The 20,909-nt window shown below is 66.4% G+C and carries 16 protein-coding genes, 1 tRNA gene, 1 rRNA gene and 1 pseudogene; 17 read left to right on the top strand and 2 right to left on the bottom strand.

Annotation, left to right across the window (positions count from 1 at the left end):
* Positions 1-16 precede the first annotated feature (16 nt).
* Positions 17-1,480, top strand: a complete 1,464-nt coding sequence (locus AC1AYX_RS06395) for a Maf family protein (RefSeq protein WP_476502731.1) — start codon at positions 17-19, stop codon at positions 1,478-1,480.
* A 58-nt stretch (positions 1,481-1,538) separates the two neighbouring features.
* Here the strand turns inward: AC1AYX_RS06395 and AC1AYX_RS06390 are convergent.
* Positions 1,539-2,498 (bottom strand): annotated as a pseudogene (locus tag AC1AYX_RS06390) (substrate-binding domain-containing protein); the annotation flags it as partial.
* 42 nt (positions 2,499-2,540) lie between these two features.
* On the opposite strand from AC1AYX_RS06390, the gene AC1AYX_RS06385 reads away from it, so the two are divergent.
* Entirely contained in the window at positions 2,541-3,266 is a 726-nt protein-coding gene (locus tag AC1AYX_RS06385) for an HAD family hydrolase (RefSeq protein ID WP_476502730.1), read from the top strand.
* Here AC1AYX_RS06385 and AC1AYX_RS06380 read toward each other — a convergent pair.
* A complete protein-coding gene (locus AC1AYX_RS06380) occupies positions 3,244-4,188 on the bottom strand; it encodes an AEC family transporter (protein WP_476502729.1) in 945 nt (314 codons plus the stop codon). The genes AC1AYX_RS06385 and AC1AYX_RS06380 overlap by 23 nt on opposite strands.
* 303 nt (positions 4,189-4,491) lie before the next feature.
* Between AC1AYX_RS06380 and dapE the strand changes: the two genes are divergently transcribed.
* The 15 genes from dapE to AC1AYX_RS06305 all read left to right on the top strand — a co-directional run.
* On the top strand, positions 4,492-5,697 hold the full coding sequence (dapE, locus tag AC1AYX_RS06375; protein WP_476502728.1) for a succinyl-diaminopimelate desuccinylase: 1,206 nt from the start codon (positions 4,492-4,494) through the stop codon (positions 5,695-5,697).
* Between the two features lie 276 nt (positions 5,698-5,973).
* Positions 5,974-8,970, top strand: a complete 2,997-nt coding sequence (locus AC1AYX_RS06370; protein ID WP_476502727.1) for an Rne/Rng family ribonuclease — start codon at positions 5,974-5,976, stop codon at positions 8,968-8,970.
* 214 nt (positions 8,971-9,184) lie between these two features.
* A complete protein-coding gene (gene rplU, locus AC1AYX_RS06365) occupies positions 9,185-9,493 on the top strand; it encodes a 50S ribosomal protein L21 (protein WP_476502726.1) in 309 nt (102 codons plus the stop codon).
* A gap of 55 nt (positions 9,494-9,548) precedes the next feature.
* Positions 9,549-9,800, top strand: a complete 252-nt coding sequence (gene rpmA, locus AC1AYX_RS06360) for a 50S ribosomal protein L27 (RefSeq protein WP_476502725.1) — start codon at positions 9,549-9,551, stop codon at positions 9,798-9,800.
* Between the two features lie 122 nt (positions 9,801-9,922).
* Positions 9,923-11,602 (top strand): GTPase ObgE, encoded by a 1,680-nt coding sequence (gene obgE, locus AC1AYX_RS06355; protein WP_476502724.1) that lies wholly within the window; start codon positions 9,923-9,925, stop codon positions 11,600-11,602.
* 144 nt (positions 11,603-11,746) lie between these two features.
* Entirely contained in the window at positions 11,747-12,880 is a 1,134-nt protein-coding gene (proB, locus tag AC1AYX_RS06350; RefSeq protein ID WP_476502723.1) for a glutamate 5-kinase, read from the top strand.
* A gap of 81 nt (positions 12,881-12,961) precedes the next feature.
* Positions 12,962-14,170: a pyridoxal phosphate-dependent aminotransferase gene (locus AC1AYX_RS06345; protein WP_476502722.1), complete on the top strand. Its 1,209-nt coding sequence runs from the start codon at positions 12,962-12,964 to the stop codon at positions 14,168-14,170.
* A gap of 187 nt (positions 14,171-14,357) precedes the next feature.
* Positions 14,358-14,433: transfer RNA gene (locus AC1AYX_RS06340), tRNA-Trp, on the top strand.
* Between the two features lie 33 nt (positions 14,434-14,466).
* Complete coding sequence (gene secE, locus AC1AYX_RS06335) at positions 14,467-14,694, top strand: preprotein translocase subunit SecE (RefSeq protein WP_476502721.1); 228 nt, start codon at positions 14,467-14,469, stop codon at positions 14,692-14,694.
* Positions 14,695-14,735: 41 nt separating this feature from the next.
* On the top strand, positions 14,736-15,632 hold the full coding sequence (gene nusG / locus AC1AYX_RS06330; RefSeq protein ID WP_476502720.1) for a transcription termination/antitermination protein NusG: 897 nt from the start codon (positions 14,736-14,738) through the stop codon (positions 15,630-15,632).
* Between the two features lie 533 nt (positions 15,633-16,165).
* A complete protein-coding gene (locus tag AC1AYX_RS06325) occupies positions 16,166-17,917 on the top strand; it encodes a sodium:solute symporter family protein (RefSeq protein WP_476502719.1) in 1,752 nt (583 codons plus the stop codon).
* A 49-nt stretch (positions 17,918-17,966) separates the two neighbouring features.
* Positions 17,967-18,302 carry a hypothetical protein gene (locus tag AC1AYX_RS06320; RefSeq protein WP_476502718.1) on the top strand — a complete coding sequence of 112 codons (336 nt, stop codon included), beginning with the start codon at positions 17,967-17,969 and terminating at the stop codon, positions 18,300-18,302.
* A gap of 423 nt (positions 18,303-18,725) precedes the next feature.
* The gene (gene rplK, locus AC1AYX_RS06315; RefSeq protein ID WP_476502717.1) at positions 18,726-19,157 is read left to right on the top strand and encodes a 50S ribosomal protein L11; all 432 of its coding nucleotides are present in this window, start codon (positions 18,726-18,728) and stop codon (positions 19,155-19,157) included.
* Positions 19,158-19,172: 15 nt separating this feature from the next.
* Positions 19,173-19,865: a 50S ribosomal protein L1 gene (gene rplA, locus AC1AYX_RS06310; protein WP_476502716.1), complete on the top strand. Its 693-nt coding sequence runs from the start codon at positions 19,173-19,175 to the stop codon at positions 19,863-19,865.
* Positions 19,866-20,605: 740 nt separating this feature from the next.
* Positions 20,606-20,909: ribosomal RNA gene (locus AC1AYX_RS06305) — 16S ribosomal RNA — on the top strand; the annotation flags it as partial.

The raw sequence follows: 20,909 nt of genomic DNA, 5'->3' as shown, positions 1-20,909 counted from the left end.
TCATCGAAGGAGTCTTATGTCCATTCCGCTGATTCTCGCATCGAAGTCGAAGCCGCGCCGCGACGTGCTGTATGCGGCGGGCGTGTGCCCGACGATTCGCGTCTCGCACGTCGACGAGCCGGCCGCGCTCGAGGCGGCGGCCCGCGAATCCGGCGTCACCGTCGACGATCTCACCATCGAGCGGCGCGTGACGATCCTCGCCGGCGCGAAGGCTGGCGCCGTGCACCGCGCGTATCGCGACGTCGCGGCCACGGCCGCCGCCGCGACGGGCGAACGCGTCATCGCGTACCCGTTGCGTGCGGAGAGCGTGATCGCCGCCGACGCGCGTGCCGCGGCGGCCGGCGGCGATGGCGACGCCGCTGCCGTCGACCCCGCGACCATCGACTATTCGCGCGACAGAATCGCCACGACGCGTGATTTCTCCGGCGTGGACATGCCGACCATCACCGAGCCGATCTCCAACGTGATCGCGCTGCAGCCGGGATTGACGCGTTCGACCGTCGGACCGCTGATCGTCGGCTGTGATTCGATGTTCCTGCTCGACGGCGAATGCTACGGCAAACCGCACAGCGTCGACGTGGCGCGCGAACGGCTGCGTCGCATGAGCGGCGCGACCGGCGAGCTGTGGACCGGACACTGCGTGATCGACTTCGCGACCGGACGCGTCGCGCGCGGCGCGAGCCACGCGACCGTGCGTTTCGGCGAGTTCACCGACCGCGACATCGAACGCTACATCGCGACCGGCGAGCCGTTGGAGGTCGCCGGATCGTTCACGCTCGAAGGCTTCGGCGGCGCGTTCATCGACTCGATCGACGGCGACCCGCACGGCATCATCGGCATCAGCCTGCCGCTGCTTCGTCGTCTCGTCGGCGAACTCGGCGTCGACTGGACGGACCTATGGAACGTGGCGCGCGGCGAGGACCTGCCGGGCGTGCTCGACAAGGACGGCAACGAGATCCCGCCGAAGGAGAACGTGCACCAGCCGGGTGATGGCTGGGTGGACTGCGCGTGCGGCCGCAAGCATTGGGGTGTGAACGGCGCGTCCGGCGTGCTGCTCGCCCGCCGCGACAGGACGAGCGGCGAGGTGACGCACGTCGTCATGCAGCACCGCGCGACATGGTCGGCGGAAGGCGGCACGTGGGGCATCCCCGGCGGCGCGACTGCGGACGGCGAATCGCCGATCGAAGGCGCGCTGCGCGAAAGCTTCGAGGAGGCGAACATCACCCCGGAGGATATCGAGGTGGTCGGCTCCTACCGCGAGGACCACGGGCCGTGGGCGTACACCACCGTGTTCGCGTTCGAGAAGCCGGGGCACGAGGTGCATCCGCGCGCGAACGACGACGAAAGCATGGAGATCGCCTGGGTGCCGATCGACGAGGTGCCGGACCGGAAGCTCCTCACGGCGATGAGGACCGACTGGCCGCGCTTCGACGCACGGCTCAGGGCGCTGGCCGCGGACGCGGCGAATCGGGAGCGGTAGGCGCGGCACGTTGCGGTAGGCGCGTGCCCGCGACCGTCCGGACGCCGCCGGCGCGGCATCACTGCGCCGGCGGCACCGTGCTCTCGCGGGCGACGATGCTGGTCGGCAGGATGACGTGCGGCTCCGTCTCCCGCTCCTCGCGCGTGTCGACGATCATCCGCACCGCACGCCGCCCGATCTCATCGAACGGCTGGTGCACGCTGCTCAGCGACGGCATGAGGACATCCGCGGGAAAGATGTCATCGAAGCCCAATACCGACAGCTGGCCGGGCAGCGCGATGTGGTGCTCGCGCGCGGCGCGGTAGGTGCTCACCGCGGACAGGTCGTTGCAGCAGAAGATCGCGGTGGGGCGTTCGGGCAGCTCCAGCAGTTCGCAGGCCGCGCGGTAGCTGGTCTGGGCGGGGAAGTAGTCGCCCTGCCGCACGTAGTCGTCGGGAAGCGGCACGCCGGCCTGCCGCAGCGCCGCCTCGAAGCCGTTGAACCGCGCGGTCGCGGTCTGCAGGTTCTCCGGGCCGCGTATCGCGCCGATGCGCCGGTGGCCGAGCGACGTGAGATGACGCCCCGCCTGGTAGCCGGCGGTCCAGTTGTCGATCGCCACGCTCATCACGTCGTCGTCGACCATGTCGATCGGATCGATGACGACGATCGGGATGCCGCGCGAACGCAGCAGCGACTTCGCCAGATCGTTGAGCCCGCCCATCTGCTGCATGATGACGCCCTGGGGGTTGCGGTCGATGATGCCGCGGAAGCATTCCTCGGTGGCCTCGCCGTGGTTCGTCTGCGTGACGGTGATCGCGAGGCCCTCCTGCTGGGCCCAGTACGAGGCGTATTTGATGAGCTCCATCGTGCCGTTGTGCTCGATGTACTCCACGACGAGCTCGATGGTGGGGGAGAGCTTCGTGCTCACGAGCGGGCGCGAATACCCGTGGTCGCGCAGCACCTGCTCGACCTGGCGGCGCGTCTCGTCGGAGACGCCGGGCCTGCCGTTGATGACCTTCGAGACCGTGGACGGCGTGACCGGCGGCGTGCGGCGAAACGCGTCCGCTGCGAAAGGAACATCATGAACAGGACAGACGCCATGCCGCGCATCATCATCACCGCGGGCGGCCGCACGTACGAGACGCGGGCCGTGCTGTGGGACCTCGACGGCACGCTCGTCGACTCCGACCCGATGTGGGTGGAGGCCGAACGCCGGTGCGCCGAACGCCACGGCGTCGCATGGAGCGACGCGCTGAGCCGCGCGATGACCGCCGCGCCGCTGCCCGTCTGCGCGCGCGTCCTGCGCGAGGCCGGCGTGGGGGAGAGCGCCGACGCGGTGATACAGGGGCTCGTCGCCGACGTGACCGCCATGTACGAGGCGGGCGCGGATCGCGGCGCGGGGAACGGCGCCTCCTCCATTCCGTGGACGCCGGGAGCATGGGATCTGATGCTCGCCCTGCGCGCCGCATCCGTGCCGTCCGTGCTCGTCACCGGCTCGTCGCGCTCGCTCGGGGAACGCGTCATCGCCGCCGCGCCCGCCGGCGTGTTCGCGGGACTCGTCGCCGGCGACGACGGGCTCGCGCACAAACCCGACCCCGCGCCCTACCTCGCCGGCGCACGGCTGGCCGGCGTCGATCCGCGCGACTGCCTCGTCTTCGAGGATTCGGCGGGAGGGCTGACGGCCGCGCTCGCCGCCGGAGCGCACGCGGTCGGCGTCGAGGCATGCGCGCGCGTGCCGCTGCCGCGCGACATGGGCTGCCCGATCGTGGATTCGCTGGAGGCGGTCAGCTCAGCATCGCCGCGATGACGGCGATGAAGATCGGGCTGGTCATCGTGCTCATCAGGATGCCGTCCCTCGCGAACGTGAGGCCCACGTTGTAGCGGGCCGCGTAGTTGTACACGTTCTGACCGGTCGGCAGGGCGGCGAGCACGACGCACGCGTACAGCTCCGGCCCGCGGAAGCCCATCATGAAGTAGGCGAGCAGGAACGCGATGATCGGCATCACGACGTTCTTCAGCGCCGCCACCGTGAAGATCGCGGGAATGTCGCCCTTCTGCTGCAGCGGCCTCGTGCCGTGCAGCGACATGCCGAACGCCATGAGGATCATCGGCACCGCCGACTCGCCGATCATGTTGATCGGATCGTAGATGTAGTTCGGCACGGGGAACCATCCGAGCTTCGCGTTCAACGCGGAGACCACGATGCCGAGCAGCGAGCCGATGAGCAGCGGCTGGTGCAGCGGCTGCTTCGCGATCTCCTTGAGCGACACCTTGCCCTTCGTGGTCACGTCGAGCACGGTCAGGCCGATCGGCGTGAACAGCGCCTGCTGCATGACGAGGATCGGCGCGACCAGCGCGCCGTTGCCGAGGATGTACGTGGCGACCGGCAGACCGATGTTGTTCGAGTTCAGGTACAGCGAGTTCAGCGCGCCGATCGTCGCGTCCGGGGCCTTGAGATGGAAGAACATGCGATTGAGGACGAGGAACACGACGCCGACGAGCAGCGCCGACAGGAACGCCACGATGATCGACGGGTGGAAGATGTCGAAGATCGGCTCCTTCGACAGGATCGCGAACATCAGGCACGGGCTCGACACGAAGAACGAGAAGCGGTTGAGCACCATCTGCGCGCTCGGGCCGCCGATGCGCATGCGCGCCGCCACATAGCCCACGAAAATCACGATGCCGATGACGCAGAACCCCTGCATCGCGCTCAACAGACCCGGCATACCCGTAAAGCCCCCTCGTCGTCCTTATCGATTCTTCGATTTCCTATGAACCAGTCACCTTGAGTGTGGCACAACGCCTCGCCCTCCGCCCTGAAATCTCACCCAATGGCCGGGACGTGCGGCGGAACCCCCTCAGTCTCGCTACGCGAGCCAGCTCCCCCTCAAAGGGGGAGCAAGGAGTCAGTATGCTGCTCCCCCTTCAGGGGGAGCTGTCGGCGGAGCCGACTGAGGGGGTGTCGGCCGAGGGGAGTGAAAACGGGACGCGCGTCTTGCGTGCGCCGTCGCGCCGTTAGGATGGACGGCATGACGCTTTCCCTGAACACCGCCGCGCCGCGCGGCGAACAGCTCGAATCCCTGCTCGACCAGATCATGGGCGTGTACTCCGTCAGCGACGACGAGACCGCGCTCGCCGACGACATCGAGTCGTTCCTCAAGACCTACCCGCATCTCGACGTGCGCCGCCACGGCGACACGGTCGTCGCCTCCACCGCGTTCGGACGCGATTCCCGCGTGATCCTCGCCGGCCACATCGACACGGTGCCGGTCATCGACAACTTCCCGCCGAAGTGGCTCGAACCCGGCGACCCGCTCATCCGCGAGGACGTGGCCGCCGCCCACCCGGGCGAACGCGTGCTGTGGGGGCGCGGCGCCACCGACATGAAGGCGTCCGACGCGGTCATGCTGTACCTCGCCGCCGTGCTTGACGGTTCCACGCCCGAGACCACGCCGAAGGCCGACCTCACGTTCGTCTTCTACGACCATGAGGAGGTCGCCGCCGAGAAGAACGGCCTGAGGAAGGTCGTCGAAAGCCATCCCGACTGGATCCAGGGCGATTTCGCGATCATCGGCGAGCCGACCAACTGCGGCATCGAGGGCGGCTGCAACGGCACGATCCGCTTCGACGTGGTCACGCACGGCGTCGCCGCGCACTCCGCCCGCGCGTGGATGGGCGAGAACGCGATCCACAAGGCGGCGGGCATTCTTAACCGTCTCGCCGCGTACGAGCCGGCGGACGTGGAGGTGGACGGCCTGACCTACCGCGAGGGCCTCAACGCCACGCTCATCTCCGGCGGCAAGGGCACGAATGTGATCCCCGACGAATGCCGCGTGCACGTCAACTACCGGTTCGCGCCGGACAAGACGCTGCCCGAGGCCAAGGCACTGATGATGGGCGCGGACGCGGGCGCCGAACTCGGCAACGGCGAGCATGTCGCCACCGGCGGCGTGTTCGAGGGCTACGGCATCGAGATGAAGGACGAGTCGCCGTCCGCCCGCCCCGGCATGGACGCGCCGCTCGCCGTCTCGCTCGCCGACCTCGTGCGCGAACGCACCGGCCGCGAGCCTCTGGCGAAGCTCGGCTGGACCGACGTGGCGCGCTTCTCGCAGCTCGGCATCCCGGCCGTGAACCTCGGCGCCGGCGACCCGCTGCTCGCCCACAAGCACGACGAGCAGCTGCCCGCCTCCGAACTGCCACTCCTCGCCGACATCCTCCTTGCCTGGCTCGTCTGATTCGTCGGGAGACATGGGCCGTGCGTGAACACGCTCCGCTCAAAGTTGTGGCATACTGGAGGATGGCGGTTCTGCAAGCCGCCGACGTGCCAGATGGCGTCGATCCCCTCGCATCGGGTCTTTCCCCCGAACCTTCGCGCGAGCGCCGGTGTCCGCCGTCCGAGCCGCACAGACTTTGACTGGATTTGCTTCTGCGGGCGCAATCGATGCGCGGCCACGGTGAGAGCGTGGTGTGACAGCCGCAGCGAGCCTGAGTAAGGCCTGGCATGGTGCAGCATGCCGGCGAGGAGCATTGTGCCCACTGTGAACAACGATGGGGCCGACGAGGTCGGCGCCCTGAACATCAACGTACCCGAATCCGCCGATTCCTCCGCCGACGCATCGTCGTCCACGTCCCCCGCGCCCGCCCGTCGCCGTCGCGGCGGCCGTCGCGTGGTGCGCGGCGCCGGTGCCGCCGGCGCGTCGCTCGAACTGAAGGTCGAGGACCACTCCGCGCCGATGTTCGAGGAGCCGAAGCTGCCGGCCGCCGACCAGCCGTCGGAGACCGCCGATGCGTCGTCGTCCGACGACGCGCCCGTCGCGTCCGACGACGCCGACGAGGCGCCGGTGCGTTCGCGCCGTCGTCGCGTCTCCCGAGACGATCGCGATGACGACGATCGTCCGTCCCGTTCGCGCCGTCGCGCACGCTTCGACGACGATGACGACGACCGTGACGACGATCGTCCGTCGCGTTCCCGTCGTCGCGCCCGCTTCGACGACGATGATGATGACGTCGAGCCGGCCGATCGTCCGTCGCGCCGTCGTCGTCGCGTCTCCCGCGACGATGACGACTACGATCGTCCGGTGCGTTCGCGCCGTCGTCGCGCCGCATTGCACGACGACTACGACGATGACGACGATTACCCGCGCTACTCCCGTTCCCGCCGCGACGACCGCGAGGACGACGACGAGCAGCTGGAACGCGCCGAGGAGCTGCTCGACGTGCTGCCGATCCACGATCGCGACGAGCGTGATGACCGCGACGATCGCGGCGACAACGGGGGCCGCCGCGCCAAGCCGATGACCTCGCTGCTGTTCCAGGAGCCCGTGCTGCCGGCCGGATCGGCGCGCACGCGCGACGATGACGACGACGAGACGGAATCCCGCGACGAGCGCGAGGGCTCCGACCATGACGACGAGCGCGGGGACGGCGCCCGCGAGGGCCGCCGCACGCGCCGTCGCCGTCGCGCCGACCGCGACGCCGCCGACACGCGCGCCGACGACCGCGACGAGCGTTCGGAACGCGACGAGCGTGATGACCGCGACGCCGCCGACACTCAGGACGAGGAATCCGGCTCGACGCGCACGCGCCGCGGCCGCAACCGCCGCCTCAACGCGCAGGAGCGCCGCGCCGCCGCCGAAGTCGAGCAGATCGAGGAGGACCTCGAACTCGACGACATCTCCTACCGTCCGATCGACGAGGAGGAGAACGACGAGAACGCCGACGAGACGCGCACGCGCCGCCGTCGTCGCCGCCGCAACAAGGCCGACCAGACGTCCGGCGACGAGCGTTCCGCGCGCGAGACCGACGATCGCGACGAGCGTGACGAGCGCGCCTCCCGCGACGAGGAGGAGACGGTCACGCGCCGTCGCCGTCGCCGCCGCAACAAGGGAGGCGACGACGAGCAGATCGTCGCGCGCCGCTCCCGCAAGCAGCAGTACATCGACGAGATCACCGACGTGGAGGGCTCGACCCGACTCGAGGCCAAGAAGCAGCGCCGCCGCGACAACCGCCGCGAACGCTCCCGCCAGTCGCAGCTCATGGAACAGGACTTCCTTGCACGCCGCGAGAACGTCGAACGCCTGATGGTCGTGCGCGAGAAGGAACAGCACACGCAGATCTCCGTGGTGGAGGACAACGTGCTCGTCGAGCACTACGTGTCCGACATCCAGGAGGTGCAGACCGTCGGCAACGTGTACCTCGGCCGCGTGCAGAACGTGCTGCCGAGCATGGAGGCGGCGTTCGTCGACATCGGCCAGGCGCGCAACGGCGTGCTGTACGCCGGCGAGGTCAACTGGGACGCGACGCGCCTCGAAGGCCAGCCGCGCCGCATCGAACTCGCGTTCAAGTCCGGCGACCCGGTGCTCGTGCAGGTCACCAAGGACCCGATCGGCCACAAGGGCGCGCGACTGACCTCGCAGGTCACGCTCGCCGGCCGCTTCCTCGTGCTCGTGCCGTCCGGCGGCATGACCGGCGTGAGCCGCAAGCTTTCGGAGCGTGAGCGCTCCCGCCTGAAGAACATCGTCTCGAAGATCGCCCCGAAGGACATGGGCGTGATCATCCGCACCGCGGCCGAGGGGGCGAGCGAGGAGGCGATCGTCAAGGATCTGGAGAGCCTCGTGCGCCAGTGGGAGCGCATCAACGCCAAGCGCGAGGAGTTCTGGCACGGCAAGCGTCCGAAGCTGCTGCAGGGCGAGCCGGACGTGGCGATTCGCGTCGTGCGCGACATCTTCAACGACGACTTCACGAAGCTCATCGTGGAGGGCGACAAGGTGTACGAGCGCATCGAGGAGTACCTCGACACGATGGCCCCCGACCTGAAGGACAAGCTGGAGAAGTGGGATCCGGCCGACCATCAGGGCAAGGACGTGTTCGACAAGTGGCAGATCGACTCGCAGCTCCGCAAGGGCATGGAACGTCAGGTGTACCTGCCGTCCGGCGGTTCGATCGTCATCGACCGCACCGAGGCGATGACCACGATCGACGTGAACACCGGTCGCTTCATCGGCCGCGGCAAGTCGCTCGAGGAGACCGTCACCCGATGCAACCTCGAGGCCAGCGAGGAGATCGCGCGCCAGCTGCGTCTGCGCGACATCGGCGGCATGATCATGATCGACTACGTCGACATGGTGATGCCCGCCAACCGCGACCTCGTGCTGCGCCGACTCGTCGAATGCCTGGCGCGCGACCGCACCAAGCACCAGGTGGCGGAGGTCACCTCGCTCGGCCTCGTGCAGATGACGCGCAAGCGCATCGGTCAGGGCCTGGTGGAGGCGTTCTCCGAGGAGTGCCCGACCTGCAAGGGCCGCGGCTTCATCCTGCATGACAAGCCGATCGTCAACGCCGATTACGACGACCCGTACGCGCTGCGCGGCGGCGACCCGTTCGTCAAGACGAACAAGCATGGCCGCGGCACCACCCCCGCGCCGGAGCCGGCCGGCTCCACGCCGGACGTGAAGGCCAAGCTCGCCCAGATCGCCGCCGCGGCCGTCGCCGCCGGCAACGACGACTGAGCCCGCTTTCTCTCAGCCCCCTCTGACGAGGGGGCTGGCGGCGAAGCCGACTGGGGGAGAGACCCCTATAACACATCCACACCTGACACGCGGACGGAACACGGTTGCGTTAGTCCGCGCGTCGGTGTAAGTTCGACTGTTGGTGTCTGACCGCGAGCCCGGCATATCCGGGTGAGTCAGGCAAGAAGCTTGCCAATTCAATAAAGGAACGATTATGTACGCGATTGTGAAGGCCGGTGGCCATCAGGAAAAGGTCGAGGTCGGCGACGTCATCCTCGTCAACCGTCTCGACGCGAAGCAGGGCGATACCGTGGAATTCCCGGTCGCGCTCGTGGTCGACGGTGCGAACGTCACCCTCGCCGCCGCTGATCTCGCCAAGGTCTCCGTCAAGGCCGAGGTCGTGAAGGACGACGCCAAGGGCCCGAAGATCAACATCCAGAAGTACAAGAACAAGACCGGCGTCGCCCGCCGCAAGGGCCACCGTCAGAAGCTGACGATGGTGAAGATCACCGAGATCGCCTGAGTTCTTGACAGCAGGTTTTCCAAACAAGCTTAATTAGTACCGAAAGGAAACGATCATGGCACATAAGAAGGGTGCTTCCAGCTCGCGTAACGGTCGCGATTCAAATCCTCAATACCTCGGTGTGAAGAAGTTCGGCGGTGAGGCCGTCGTCGCCGGCAACATCATCGTCCGCCAGCGTGGCACCAACTTCCACCCGGGCCAGAACGTCGGCATGGGCAAGGACCACACCCTGTTCGCGCTGACCAACGGCTCCGTCAAGTTCGGCGTCCGTCGTGACCGCAAGGTCGTCGACGTCATCGCCGCCTGAGCGACCAGCTGAGATTTCAGCGACAAGCGTTTCGAGAAGCCGCGCCCGCAAGGACGCGGCTTTTTCGTATCCGGCGTATTTCGAACGACCATGAACCAAGGGTCAGGATAGGGTAACAAGTTATGAGTGATTTTGTGGATCGAGTGACCGTCCATGTGAAGGGCGGCGACGGCGGCAACGGCTCGGCCGGCATCCGCCGTGAGAAGTACAAGCCGTTGGCCGGCCCGAACGGCGGCAACGGCGGTGACGGCGGCTCCGTCATCTTCGAGGCGACGCGCAACGCGACCAGTTTGCTGGACTACCGTTTCATGCCGCACCGCGTCGCGCCCAGCGGCACGATGGGCCTGGGCGACAACAAGGACGGCGTCAAGGGCAGGGACCTGATCCTGCCCGTGCCGTGCGGCACCGTGATCTTCACGGCCAAGGGCGAGCAGGGGAGCCCCAAGCACCCCGGCGAGGAGCTCGCCGACCTGCGCCATGAGGGCGACCGCTTCATCGCCGCCGAAGGCGGCGCCGGCGGCCTCGGCAACATCGCGCTGGCGAACCGCACGCGCCGCGCCCCCGGCTTCGCCCTGCTCGGCGAGCTCGGCGAGGAACGCGACGTGATTCTCGAGCTCAAGTCCATCGCCGACGTGGCGCTCGTGGGCTTCCCGTCCGCCGGCAAGTCGAGCCTCATCGCCGCGATGAGCTCCGCCAAGCCGAAGATCGCCGACTACCCGTTCACCACGCTCGTGCCGAACCTCGGCGTGGTCATCGCCGGCGACCGCCGCTACACGATCGCCGACGTGCCGGGCCTGATTCCGGGCGCCTCCCAGGGCAAGGGCCTGGGCCTCGAATTCCTGCGCCACATCGAACGCACCGAGATCATCGCGCACGTCATCGATTGCGCGACGCTCGAGGACGGTCGCGACCCGGTCAGCGACTACGAGGCGCTGGAGCACGAGCTCGCCGAATACGCGGGCTCGCTGGAACTGCCGCTCGGAGCGATCCCGATCCCGGAGCGTCCGCGCATCATCATCCTCAACAAGGCCGACGTGCCGGAGGCCAAGGAGCTCGCCGAGTTCGTCAAGCCCGAATTCGAGAAGATGGGCATGAAGGTGTTCATCATCTCCACCGCCTCGCACGAGGGCCTGAAGGAGCTCAACTTCGCGCTGGCCGAGATGGTCGCCGAGATGCGCGACGAGGTCGCCAAGCGCGAGCAGGCCGAGGAGGAGACCCGCGTCGTCATCAAGCCGTTGGAGACGCGCGGGCGTCGCCGTCGTTCCGCCGACGAGCACGGCACCCCGGTCGACTTCACCGTCGAACGCAAGGAGAACAAGCTCGGCGAATTCTGGTTCGAGGTCACCGGACGCAAGCCGGAACGCTGGGTGCAGCAGACCAACTTCGACAACGACGAGGCCGTCGGCTACCTCGCCGACCGTCTCGCCAAGCTGGGCGTCGAGGACGAGCTGCGCCGCAAGGGCGCCAAGCCGGGCGACGAGGTACGCATCGGCCGCGGCGACCGTGCCGTCGACTTCGACTGGGATCCGACCATCGCCGCCGGCGCGGAGCGTCTCGACGGCGCGCCGCTGGGCGCGCGCGGCCAGGATCTGCGTCTCGACGCCGAACAGCCGGGCTCCCGCCGCCGCACGAACGCGGAACGCCGTCGCGAATACCACGCGATGATGGACGCGAAGACCGCCGTGCGCGAGGCGATGATGAAGGAACGCAAGGCCGGCCACTGGGCCGACCCGTCCATCGACGACGACCGCCACGACGAGAAGAGCCTGTTCGGTCGCGGCGAAGACATCGAAGAGCAGTAGTCATCGTGGCTCCCTCTGACGAGGGAGCTGGACCGCGCAGCGGGACTGAGGGAGAGACCACCCGGGGGGCATGCGGATCTCTCCCTCAGTCGGCTTGCAGCCGACAGCTCCCTCGTCAGAGGGAGCCGAAACGGAAGGGGAATCATGTCCACACCATCACAGGCCGAGATCCGCAGGCGGGTGGCCGAGGCGGAGACCGTCGTCGTCAAGGTCGGTTCGAGCTCGCTCACGCAGGCGGACGGCCATCTCGACGCCGGCAAGCTCGACGCGCTGGTCGGCGCGCTCGCCTCGACGCACCTGATGGGCGCGCGCGTCGTGCTCGTCTCGTCGGGCGCCATCGCCGCGGGCTTCGGCCCGCTCGGCTTCGACGCGCGACCGGCCGACGTCGCCACGCAGCAGGCGACCGCGGCCGTCGGCCAGGGCCTGCTGATGGCGCAGTACGAGGCGTCGTTCGGCCGGTTCGGCGTGCGTGTTGGGCAGATCCTCATCACCGCGGAGGACACGATCCGCGCCACCCAGTACCGCAACGTGCAGCGCACGCTCGACCGGCTGCTCGACCTGGGCGTCGTGCCGATCATCAACGAGAACGACTCCCTCGCCTCGAACGAGATCCGTTTCGGCGACAATGACCGACTGTCGGCGCTCGTCGCGAACCTCGTGCGCGCCGACGCGCTCGTCCTGCTCACCGACGTCGACGGCCTGTACACGGCCCCGCCGTCGGAACCCGGATCGAAACGCATCGGCTACGTGCCGAACGTCGTGGACGCGCTCGGCGAGGTGAAGGTCGGCGGGACCGGCTCGAAGGTCGGCACCGGCGGCATGGTCACGAAACTGGAGGCGGCGCGCGTCGCGGCCGTCTCCGGCATCCCCACCGTGCTCACGTGCGCGGGCAATGCGGGACCGGCGCTGATGGGCGATCCGGTGGGCACCGCGTTCGCGCCGGTGAAGCGCCGTGGCTCGACGCGACGGCTGTGGATCGGCTTCGCCGCCGAGCCGCGCGGAACGATCATCGTCGACGCCGGCGCGGCCGAGGCCGTGCGCGGCGGACGCGCGTCGCTCCTCGCCGCCGGCGCGGTCGAGGTGCGCGGCGCGTTCTCCGCCGGCGACCCGGTGTGGGTGGACGCGGAGGACGGCACGCATCTGGCGCGCGGACTCGCCGGCTACGACTCCGAGGAGGTGCCGCGCATGCTCGGACGCAACACGACGCAGCTCAAGCGCATCCTCGGCGAGGAGTACGCGCATCCGCTCGTCCACCGCGACAATCTCGTGCTTGTCTGAAACGTCGCCGACTCACCAGGGGAACAGCCCGTCGGACTGTTCCCTTTTTCGCTCCCCGGGTTTATTGTGGGAGCCATGACTATGGCTGATTGGCAGACTCTCTCCGACCGTATCAATCACGTGACCCCGAGCGCCACGCTCGCCGTCGACTCCAAGGCGAAGGCCATGAAGGCCGCCGGACTCGACGTCATCGGCTTCGGCGCCGGCGAGCCGAACTTCCCGACGCCCGACTACGTCGTCGACGCGGCGGCGGCCGCCTGCCGCGACCCGAAGAACTACAAGTACACGCCCACGCCGGGCCTGCCCGAGCTGCGTCGCGCCATCGCCGACAAGACGCTGCGCGACTCCGGCTACGAGGTGACGCCCGATCAGGTCGTCGTGACCAACGGCGGCAAGCAGGCCGTCTACTCGACGTTCCAGATCCTGCTGAACGAGGGCGACGAGGTCATCATCCCGACGCCGTACTGGACCAGCTATCCGGAGGCCGTCAAGCTCGCTGGCGGCAAGCCGGTCGAGGTGTTCGCCGGGGCTGACCGCGGCTTCGAACCGGACCTCGCCGCGATTGAGGCGGCCCGCACCGAGCGCACCAAGGCGATCATCGTGACCTCCCCGAACAACCCGACCGGCGCCGTGTGGAGCGCCGAGACGATCGAAGGCATCGCCAAGTGGGCGATCGAGCACCACGTGTGGGTCATCTCCGACGAGATCTACGAGCACCTCAACTACGATGACGCGCACACCACGTACATCGGCACCGCCGTGCCCGAGGTGCGCGACCAGCTCATCGTGCTCAACGGCGTCGCCAAGACCTACGCGATGCCCGGCTGGCGCGTCGGCTGGCTCATCGCCCCCGAGCCGGTCGCCAAGGCCGCCGCCAAGCTGCAGGGCCACATGACCTCCAACGTGGCGAACGTATCCCAGCGCGCCGCCATCGCCGCTGTCTCTGGCCCGCTCGACGCCGTGTACCGCATGCGCGAGGCGTTCGACGTGCGCCGCAAGGCGATCGTCGCCGCGCTGAACGACATCGAGGGCGTGAACTGCCCGACGCCGACCGGCGCGTTCTACGCGTTCGCCGACATCACCGCGCTGCTGGGCAAGCCGCTCGGCCCCAACGGCACCGTCTCGCACTCCTCCTCCGAGTTCGCCGCCGCGCTGCTCGACGAGGCGCACGTCGCCGCCGTCCCGGGCGAGGCGTTCGGCGCGCCCGGCTACCTGCGCTTCTCCTACGCGCTGGCCGACGACCAGCTCGCCGAGGGCATGCGCCGCATGAAGGCGTACGTCGAGGCGTGACGCGTGCGTTTCGCGTAGATCGCGACATGCCGTAACATCGTTGGAATCCCGTGGTTTTGACACGGGATTCTCTGTATGTGGACACCTCGAATTGACGGATTCCGGACGAGCCGCTACTATATCTGCTTGGCGGTTTTCGCCGGGCGAAGCGTTCTCTCGAGGATGCCGAGCAAGGTGATTTTCACCTAGGGAAGTGGCGCAATTGGTAGCGCAACGGTCTCCAAAACCGTAGGTTGTGGGTTCGAGTCCCGCCTTCCCTGCCAAGGATCTATGAATACCCTGAGCGAAGGATGAATATGGCGAAGGCTAGCAAGAGCGAAAAGGCCATCAAGCCGAACGTCTTCATGCGCATCGGTCTGTTTATCAAGCAGATCATCGATGAGCTTCGCAAGGTCGTGACCCCCACCGCCAAGGAACTGTTCTTCTGGTCTCTGGCCGTTTTCATCTTCGTGCTGCTGCTGATGGCGCTCGTCACCGGCATGGACTACGGTCTGGGCAAGCTTATGCTGTGGGTGTTCGGCTGATCGTACTGACACACGACAACGAAACCCGAAGGTGAATACGCATGAGTGATGAAGTGAATCTCGAGAATCTCGACGCGCTGCCCGACCTGCCGGAGACCGCTCCGGCCGAGGCCGCCGACGTGAACGCCGACGACACGGCTTCCGCCGATGCCGCCGCCCAGACTTCCGAGACCGCGGAATCCGATGCGACCGCCTCCGAGGTTCCGGCCGAAGCGTCCGAGTCCTCCGAGACCCCGGTCGCCTCCGTCGAAACGCCCTCCATCTCCCTCGACGATGATGAGGAGCAGGAGACCAACGAATCCGAGCAGGCCGAGGCCACCGACGCCGGCCAGGCCGCCGTCGAAGCGTTCTCCAAGTCGCTGCGCACTCTCGATGGCAAGTGGTACGTGCTCCACACGTACTCCGGCTACGAGAAGCGCGTCAAGACCAACGTCGAATCCCGCATCCAGTCCTTCGGCCTCGAAGACACCATCTTCCAGATCGAAGTCCCGATGGAGGAAGTCGAGAAGCACACCGAAAAGGGCAAGAAGGTCATCACCCGCGTGCGCGTCCCCGGCTACGTGCTCATCCGCATGTGGCCCGACGAGAACGCCCGCCGCATCGTCCGCGAGACCGAAGGCGTCACCGGCTTCGTCGGCCCCACCAAGGACCCGGCCCCGCTCTCCCGCAAGGAAGTCGTCGCCATGATGGCCCCGATGATTGCCTCCGAAGCGCTCAAGAAGGCCGGCGACAAGCCCGCCGCCGCCAAGAAGCGCACCGTCGAGGTCTCCTACGCCATCGGCGACCAGGTCACCGTCACCGACGGCCCCTTCGCCACCATGGCCGCCGTCGTCTCCGACGTCGAGCCCACCACGCAGAAGCTCACCGTGCTCGTGTCCATCTTCGGCCGCGATACGCCGGTGGAGCTTGGCTTCAACCAAGTCCAGAAGCTCGACTGAAATCCAACGATGGAGCGTTAGCTTCGTTGCTCCTCGGTCGCGGTACCTTGGTACCGCTTCCCTCGGTGCGCCTTGCCGTCGCACGTGTCGCCAAACCTCAGTGAACTGACATTCTTGGAATCCCCGCCTTGGGCGGGGATTTTTCGTATTTGGGGGTATGTGCGATGCGCGGGAATCGCACATCGTGGGGGAAATGTGAGGTATCTTACATTTCTTTGCGAGACAGGCGGGGGGCGAGGCCGGCGGAATCGAACCGGTTGATGCCAATGTTCTCAGTGCGTCCGCGAACGCGGAACGGCAGCCGGAACGGTATGCGGCACGCGGTCATGCGCGCCGGAAATGCACGCGCAAACGGCGGAAATGTGCGGATTAGTTCGTCTTTGTCTTGGATTGTTTGAAATAAATAGCAATATGTTCGATACAAGTTGCGATTTTGTAAAGGTGGGTTTATATTAATACCGGTAACGCAAACATCGGCAGTGAGACCGATGCCTGTGTTCAAGGAAGAACAACTCTAGGAAAGAGGGAGCGGCATGATTGATCTTGCTGCCGGGGAATCCGCGATTCGCCTGTCGCTGAGCTGGGTGGATTGGCTTATCCTCATCATCTACTTCGCCATGATCGTCTGGATCGGCTACTCGATTCACAAGCAGCAGAAGTCCTCCGAGGACTTCCTGCTCGCCGGTCGTTCGATGCCGGCCTGGATCGCAGGCCTCGCGTTCTGCGCCGCCAACCTGGGCGCCACCGAGATCCTGGGCATGGCCGCCAACGGCGCCCAGATCGGCACGCCGACCATCCACTACTACCTGATCGGCGCCGTGCCGGGCATGGTGTTCCTCGGCATCTTCATGATGCCGTTCTACTACGGCTCCGGCGTGCGCTCCGTGCCTGAATTCATGTACCAGCGCTTCGGCAAGGGCGCGCACGTCATCGTGTCGCTCTGCTTCGCCGTGTCCACCATCCTGCAGGCCGGCATCAACCTGTACGCCATGGCCCTGATCCTGCAGGCCATGCTCGGCTGGAGCCAGTGGACCGCCATCATCGTGTCCGCCGTGTTCGTGCTCGCCTACATCACCCTCGGCGGCCTGACCTCCGCCATCTACAACGAGGTCATGCAGTTCTTCGTCATCGTCGCGGCCCTCATCCCGGTCACCGTCATCGGCCTGTCCCACGTGGGCGGCTGGAGCGGTCTGACCGCCAAGCTCGACAGCATGAAGGGCTGGAGCGGCTCCATCCACGCCTGGGCCGGCACCGGCATCGGCAACGTGACCAACCCAGTCGGCGGCGACTGGTTCTCCATCCTGATGGGCCTCGGCTTCGTGCTCGGCTTCGGCTACTGGACCACCAACTTCACCGAGGTGCAGCGCGCCTTCGCCGCGAAGAGCATGACCGCAGCCCGCATGACGCCTATCCTCGGCGCCATCCCGAAGATGCTCATCTGGCTCATCATCATCATCCCGGGCATGATCGCGGCCGCCACCGTCGGCAACCTGTTCTCCGGTGCCCACCCGGTCCTGCAGTACAACGAAGCCATCCCGTACCTGTTCAAGATGTACCTGCCGAACGGCGTCCTCGGCGTCGCCATCACCGGCATGATGGCCTCCTTCATGGCCGGCATGGCCGCGAACGTCTCCTCGTTCAACACCGTGTTCACCTACGATCTGTGGCAGGACTACGTCAAGCCCGGCCAGAACGACAAGTACTACCTGAACATGGGCCGCATCATCACCGTGATCGGCGTGTTCATCTCCGTGTTCACCGCGTGGATCGCGTCGCAGTTCGGCAACATCATGACGTACCTGCAAACGCTGTTCAGCTTCTTCAACGCCCCGCTGTTCGCCGTGTTCATCCTCGGCCTCGTGTGGAAGCGCGTCTCCAACATCGCCGGCACCGTCGGCTACGTGTGCGGCATCATCGCCCCGCTCATCACCTACATCCTGTACCTGCAGTCCGTCGCCGCCGGCAGCCCGATCTTCGGCTCCGCCACCGCCGAGACCTGGTACGGCGCCATCATCTCCTGCCTGGCCACCTGGTTCGTGGCCGCGGTGCTCACGCCGTTCACCAAGTCCAAGACCGACAAGGAGCTCGAGGGCCTGACCTTCGGCACCAACGGCATCAAGTACTTCAAGGAGGCCTCCGCCGAGGAGCTTGAGGACGCCAAGCGCGCCGCGAAGGAAGCCGGAAAGGACGTCGCCACCGTGAAGGTCCCGTGGTACAAGAAGCCGCTCATCCTGGGCACCGTGATCTTCGTGCTCGGCCTCGTCTTCTACATCCCGTTCTTCTAAACCCATCGGGTTGACCCATAGTACGTAGGAACGTCTTAAGGAGTTTGCAATGGCAGAAGAGACTCAGGGCAAGGACCTGCTGACTCAGGCCGAGAAGGACCAGGCGGTCAAGGCGGCGCGCAACAACGATCTGCGCCGGCTCATCGCCATCCTGTTCATCATCTACGGCGTGATTGTCACGATCGTCGGCATCGTCGCGCCGAACATGAACGGCGCCGACACCAACGGCATCGCGATCAACCTGTGGACCGGCATCATCATGCTGGTCGTCGGCATCGCGTTCGAACTGTGGTGCCGCCTCAAGCCGCTGTCGGCCGAGGACATCATCGCCTCCGCTGAGGAGTCCGTGCGCAAGGCACAGGTCCAGCACGAAAGCTCGAAGTGAGTCACGTGAGGTGACTCGCGTGTGAGGCGACATCCGCGCGCGGCCGGTACGCCGGCGTCGCGCGGAACGTCGCCATCGCGCGGAAAGAGGGCCGTCGGGAGCATCACTCTCCCGACGGCCCTTCGCGTATCGTCGCGCGCGTCGCGTCGCGACGGACGACGCGCGACGTTCGTCACGACGACGTCGACGGTTCGCGACGGTTCGCGACGACGCGTGTGACGCGACATGCGTGTCGACGATGCCGATGATGTCGGGACGGCACCGCATAATGGGATGGTTTGTGTCTGGAGGGGAGACCCGCTAGCACAGCACAGCGATATAAGTTGCGGGAGGAGACCGTGCGGACGGCCACGCATCGCTTCGGCGGCGCGTGCGGACGGACGGCGACCGATTGCACCGCGTTATAGAAAGAAGAACCATAACATGGCTCCCAAGAAGAAAGTCACCGCGCTGATCAAGCTGCAGATCCAGGCCGGCAAGGCCAACCCGGCCCCGCCGCTGGGCCCTGCGCTCGGTTCGCACGGCGTCAACATCATGGACTTCTGCAAGGCGTACAACGCCCAGACGCAGGACAAGATGGGACAGGTGATCCCGGTCGAGATCACCGTCTACGAAGATCGTTCCTTCACCTTCATTCTCAAGACCCCGCCGGCCGCGGCTCTGCTCAAGAAGGCCGCCGGCATCGACAAGGGCACCGAGAACCCGCTGACCCACAAGGTCGGCTCCGTCACCAAGGCGCAGGTTCGTGAGATCGCCGAGACCAAGATGGCCGATCTCTCCGCCCGTGACATCGAGGCCGGCATGAAGATCATCGAAGGTACCGCCCGCTCCATGGGCATCACGGTGACCGACTGATAAGGAGAAGGACAGATGGCTAAGCATTCCAAGAAGTACCTTGAGGCGGCCGAGAAGGTCGATCGCAACAACCTGTACACCCCCGACCAGGCCATCGCGCTGCTCAAGAGCATGCCGACCCGCAACTTCGACGAGTCCGTCGAAGCGGTGCTTCGCCTGAACGTCGACCCGCGCAAGGCCGACCAGCTGGTCCGCGGCACCGTGAGCCTGCCTCACGGCACCGGTAAGACCGTCAAGGTCCTCGTCTTCGCCCGTGGCCCGCAGGCCACCGCGGCGCAGGAGGCCGGCGCCGACATCGTCGGTGACGACGAGCTCATCGCCAAGGTGCAGGGCGGCTTCCTCGACTTCGATTCCGTCGTCGCCACCCCGGACATGATGGGCAAGGTCGGCCGCCTCGGCCGTGTGCTCGGTCCGCGTGGCCTCATGCCGAACCCGAAGACCGGCACCGTGACCATGGACGTCGCCAAGGCCGTCAAGGACATCAAGGCCGGTAAGATCGAGTTCCGCGTCGACAAGAACGGCAACCTCTCCTTCCTGATCGGCAAGGCCTCCTTCGAGGAGTCCGCTCTGGACGAGAACTTCCGCGCTGTCGCCGACGAGGTCAAGCGCCTCAAGCCGACCACCGTGAAGGGCCGCTACATCACCAAGGCGACCATCACCTCCACGATGGGCCCCGGCATCCCGGTCGACCCGAACGCGGTTGCCTGATGCCGTCGCTATGGTGTGACGCCGTTTCGGCGTGATGCCGTGACGTATTGAAGATCCCCGGTTCCGTAAGGAGCCGGGGATCTTTTCGTATGTGCGTGGGGCGTCGTCGTTCCTGGCCCCCTCTGTCGAGGGGGCTCCCGGCTGCGCCGGGTGGGGGAGAGTCTGCTCCCCTTGTGAGGGGGAGCTGCCGAGCCGTTCTCGCCGGGCGCGACCTTGACGACGTCTGCTCCCCCTGTGAGGGGGAGCTGCCCGCCGGGGCGGGCTGTGGGGGTTGTCGGGTTGGGTGAATGTGTGGTTGGTTGTGGGTGAATTGTGTTGGTTGGGGTGTGTGTGGTGGTGTGTGGCCGGGTAGGCTGGTGGGTGTAGGGGGTTTGGGCCCTTGTTTTCGACACGCCGTGGGAGCGCCGTCGTTGCAACGTTTCGGGCGTGTTTTTCGTGTGCTGGTTTGCGGTGTGGCGTGGGTTGGTGTATGTTTTTCTCTTGCTGCCGGTCGGCTTCTGGTTCTTTCCTTTGTGTGGTTGGTTTCCGGGGTTGGCCGTGTGTGGTGGTTTGAGAACTCAAGAGTGTGTTGTACTACTTACTTCTTTATAGTCAATGATTGCCAGTCCGATTCCCGCTCGTTTTCGAGTACCCGAGGGGGTTTGATGGGGGTCGGGGTTTTTGTGCGAACCTCTTTCCTTATTAGAGGTTCCGTCTTTTTTCTTTTTTGGGAGCCGTTTGTTTGGTTCTCTTCATGAAGTTTTTTTTGGGGTTCGATTCTGGCTCAGGATGAACGCTGGCGGCGTGCTTAACACATGCAAGTCGAACGGGATCCTCCGGGCTTTGCTTGGGGGTGAGAGTGGCGAACGGGTGAGTAATGCGTGACCGACCTGCCCCGTACTCCGGAATAGCTCCTGGAAACGGGTGGTAATGCCGGATGTTCCAATATGCTGCATGGTGTGTTGGGAAAGGGTTTTACTGGTATGGGATGGGGTCGCGTCCTATCAGCTTGACGGTGGGGTGATGGCCTACCGTGGCTTCGACGGGTAGCCGGCCTGAGAGGGC

The organism is Bifidobacterium sp. LH_419, from assembly GCF_056356955.1.
The sequence above is the reverse complement of the archived record's forward strand: the minus strand, read 5'-3'. Positions and strand labels throughout refer to the sequence as shown.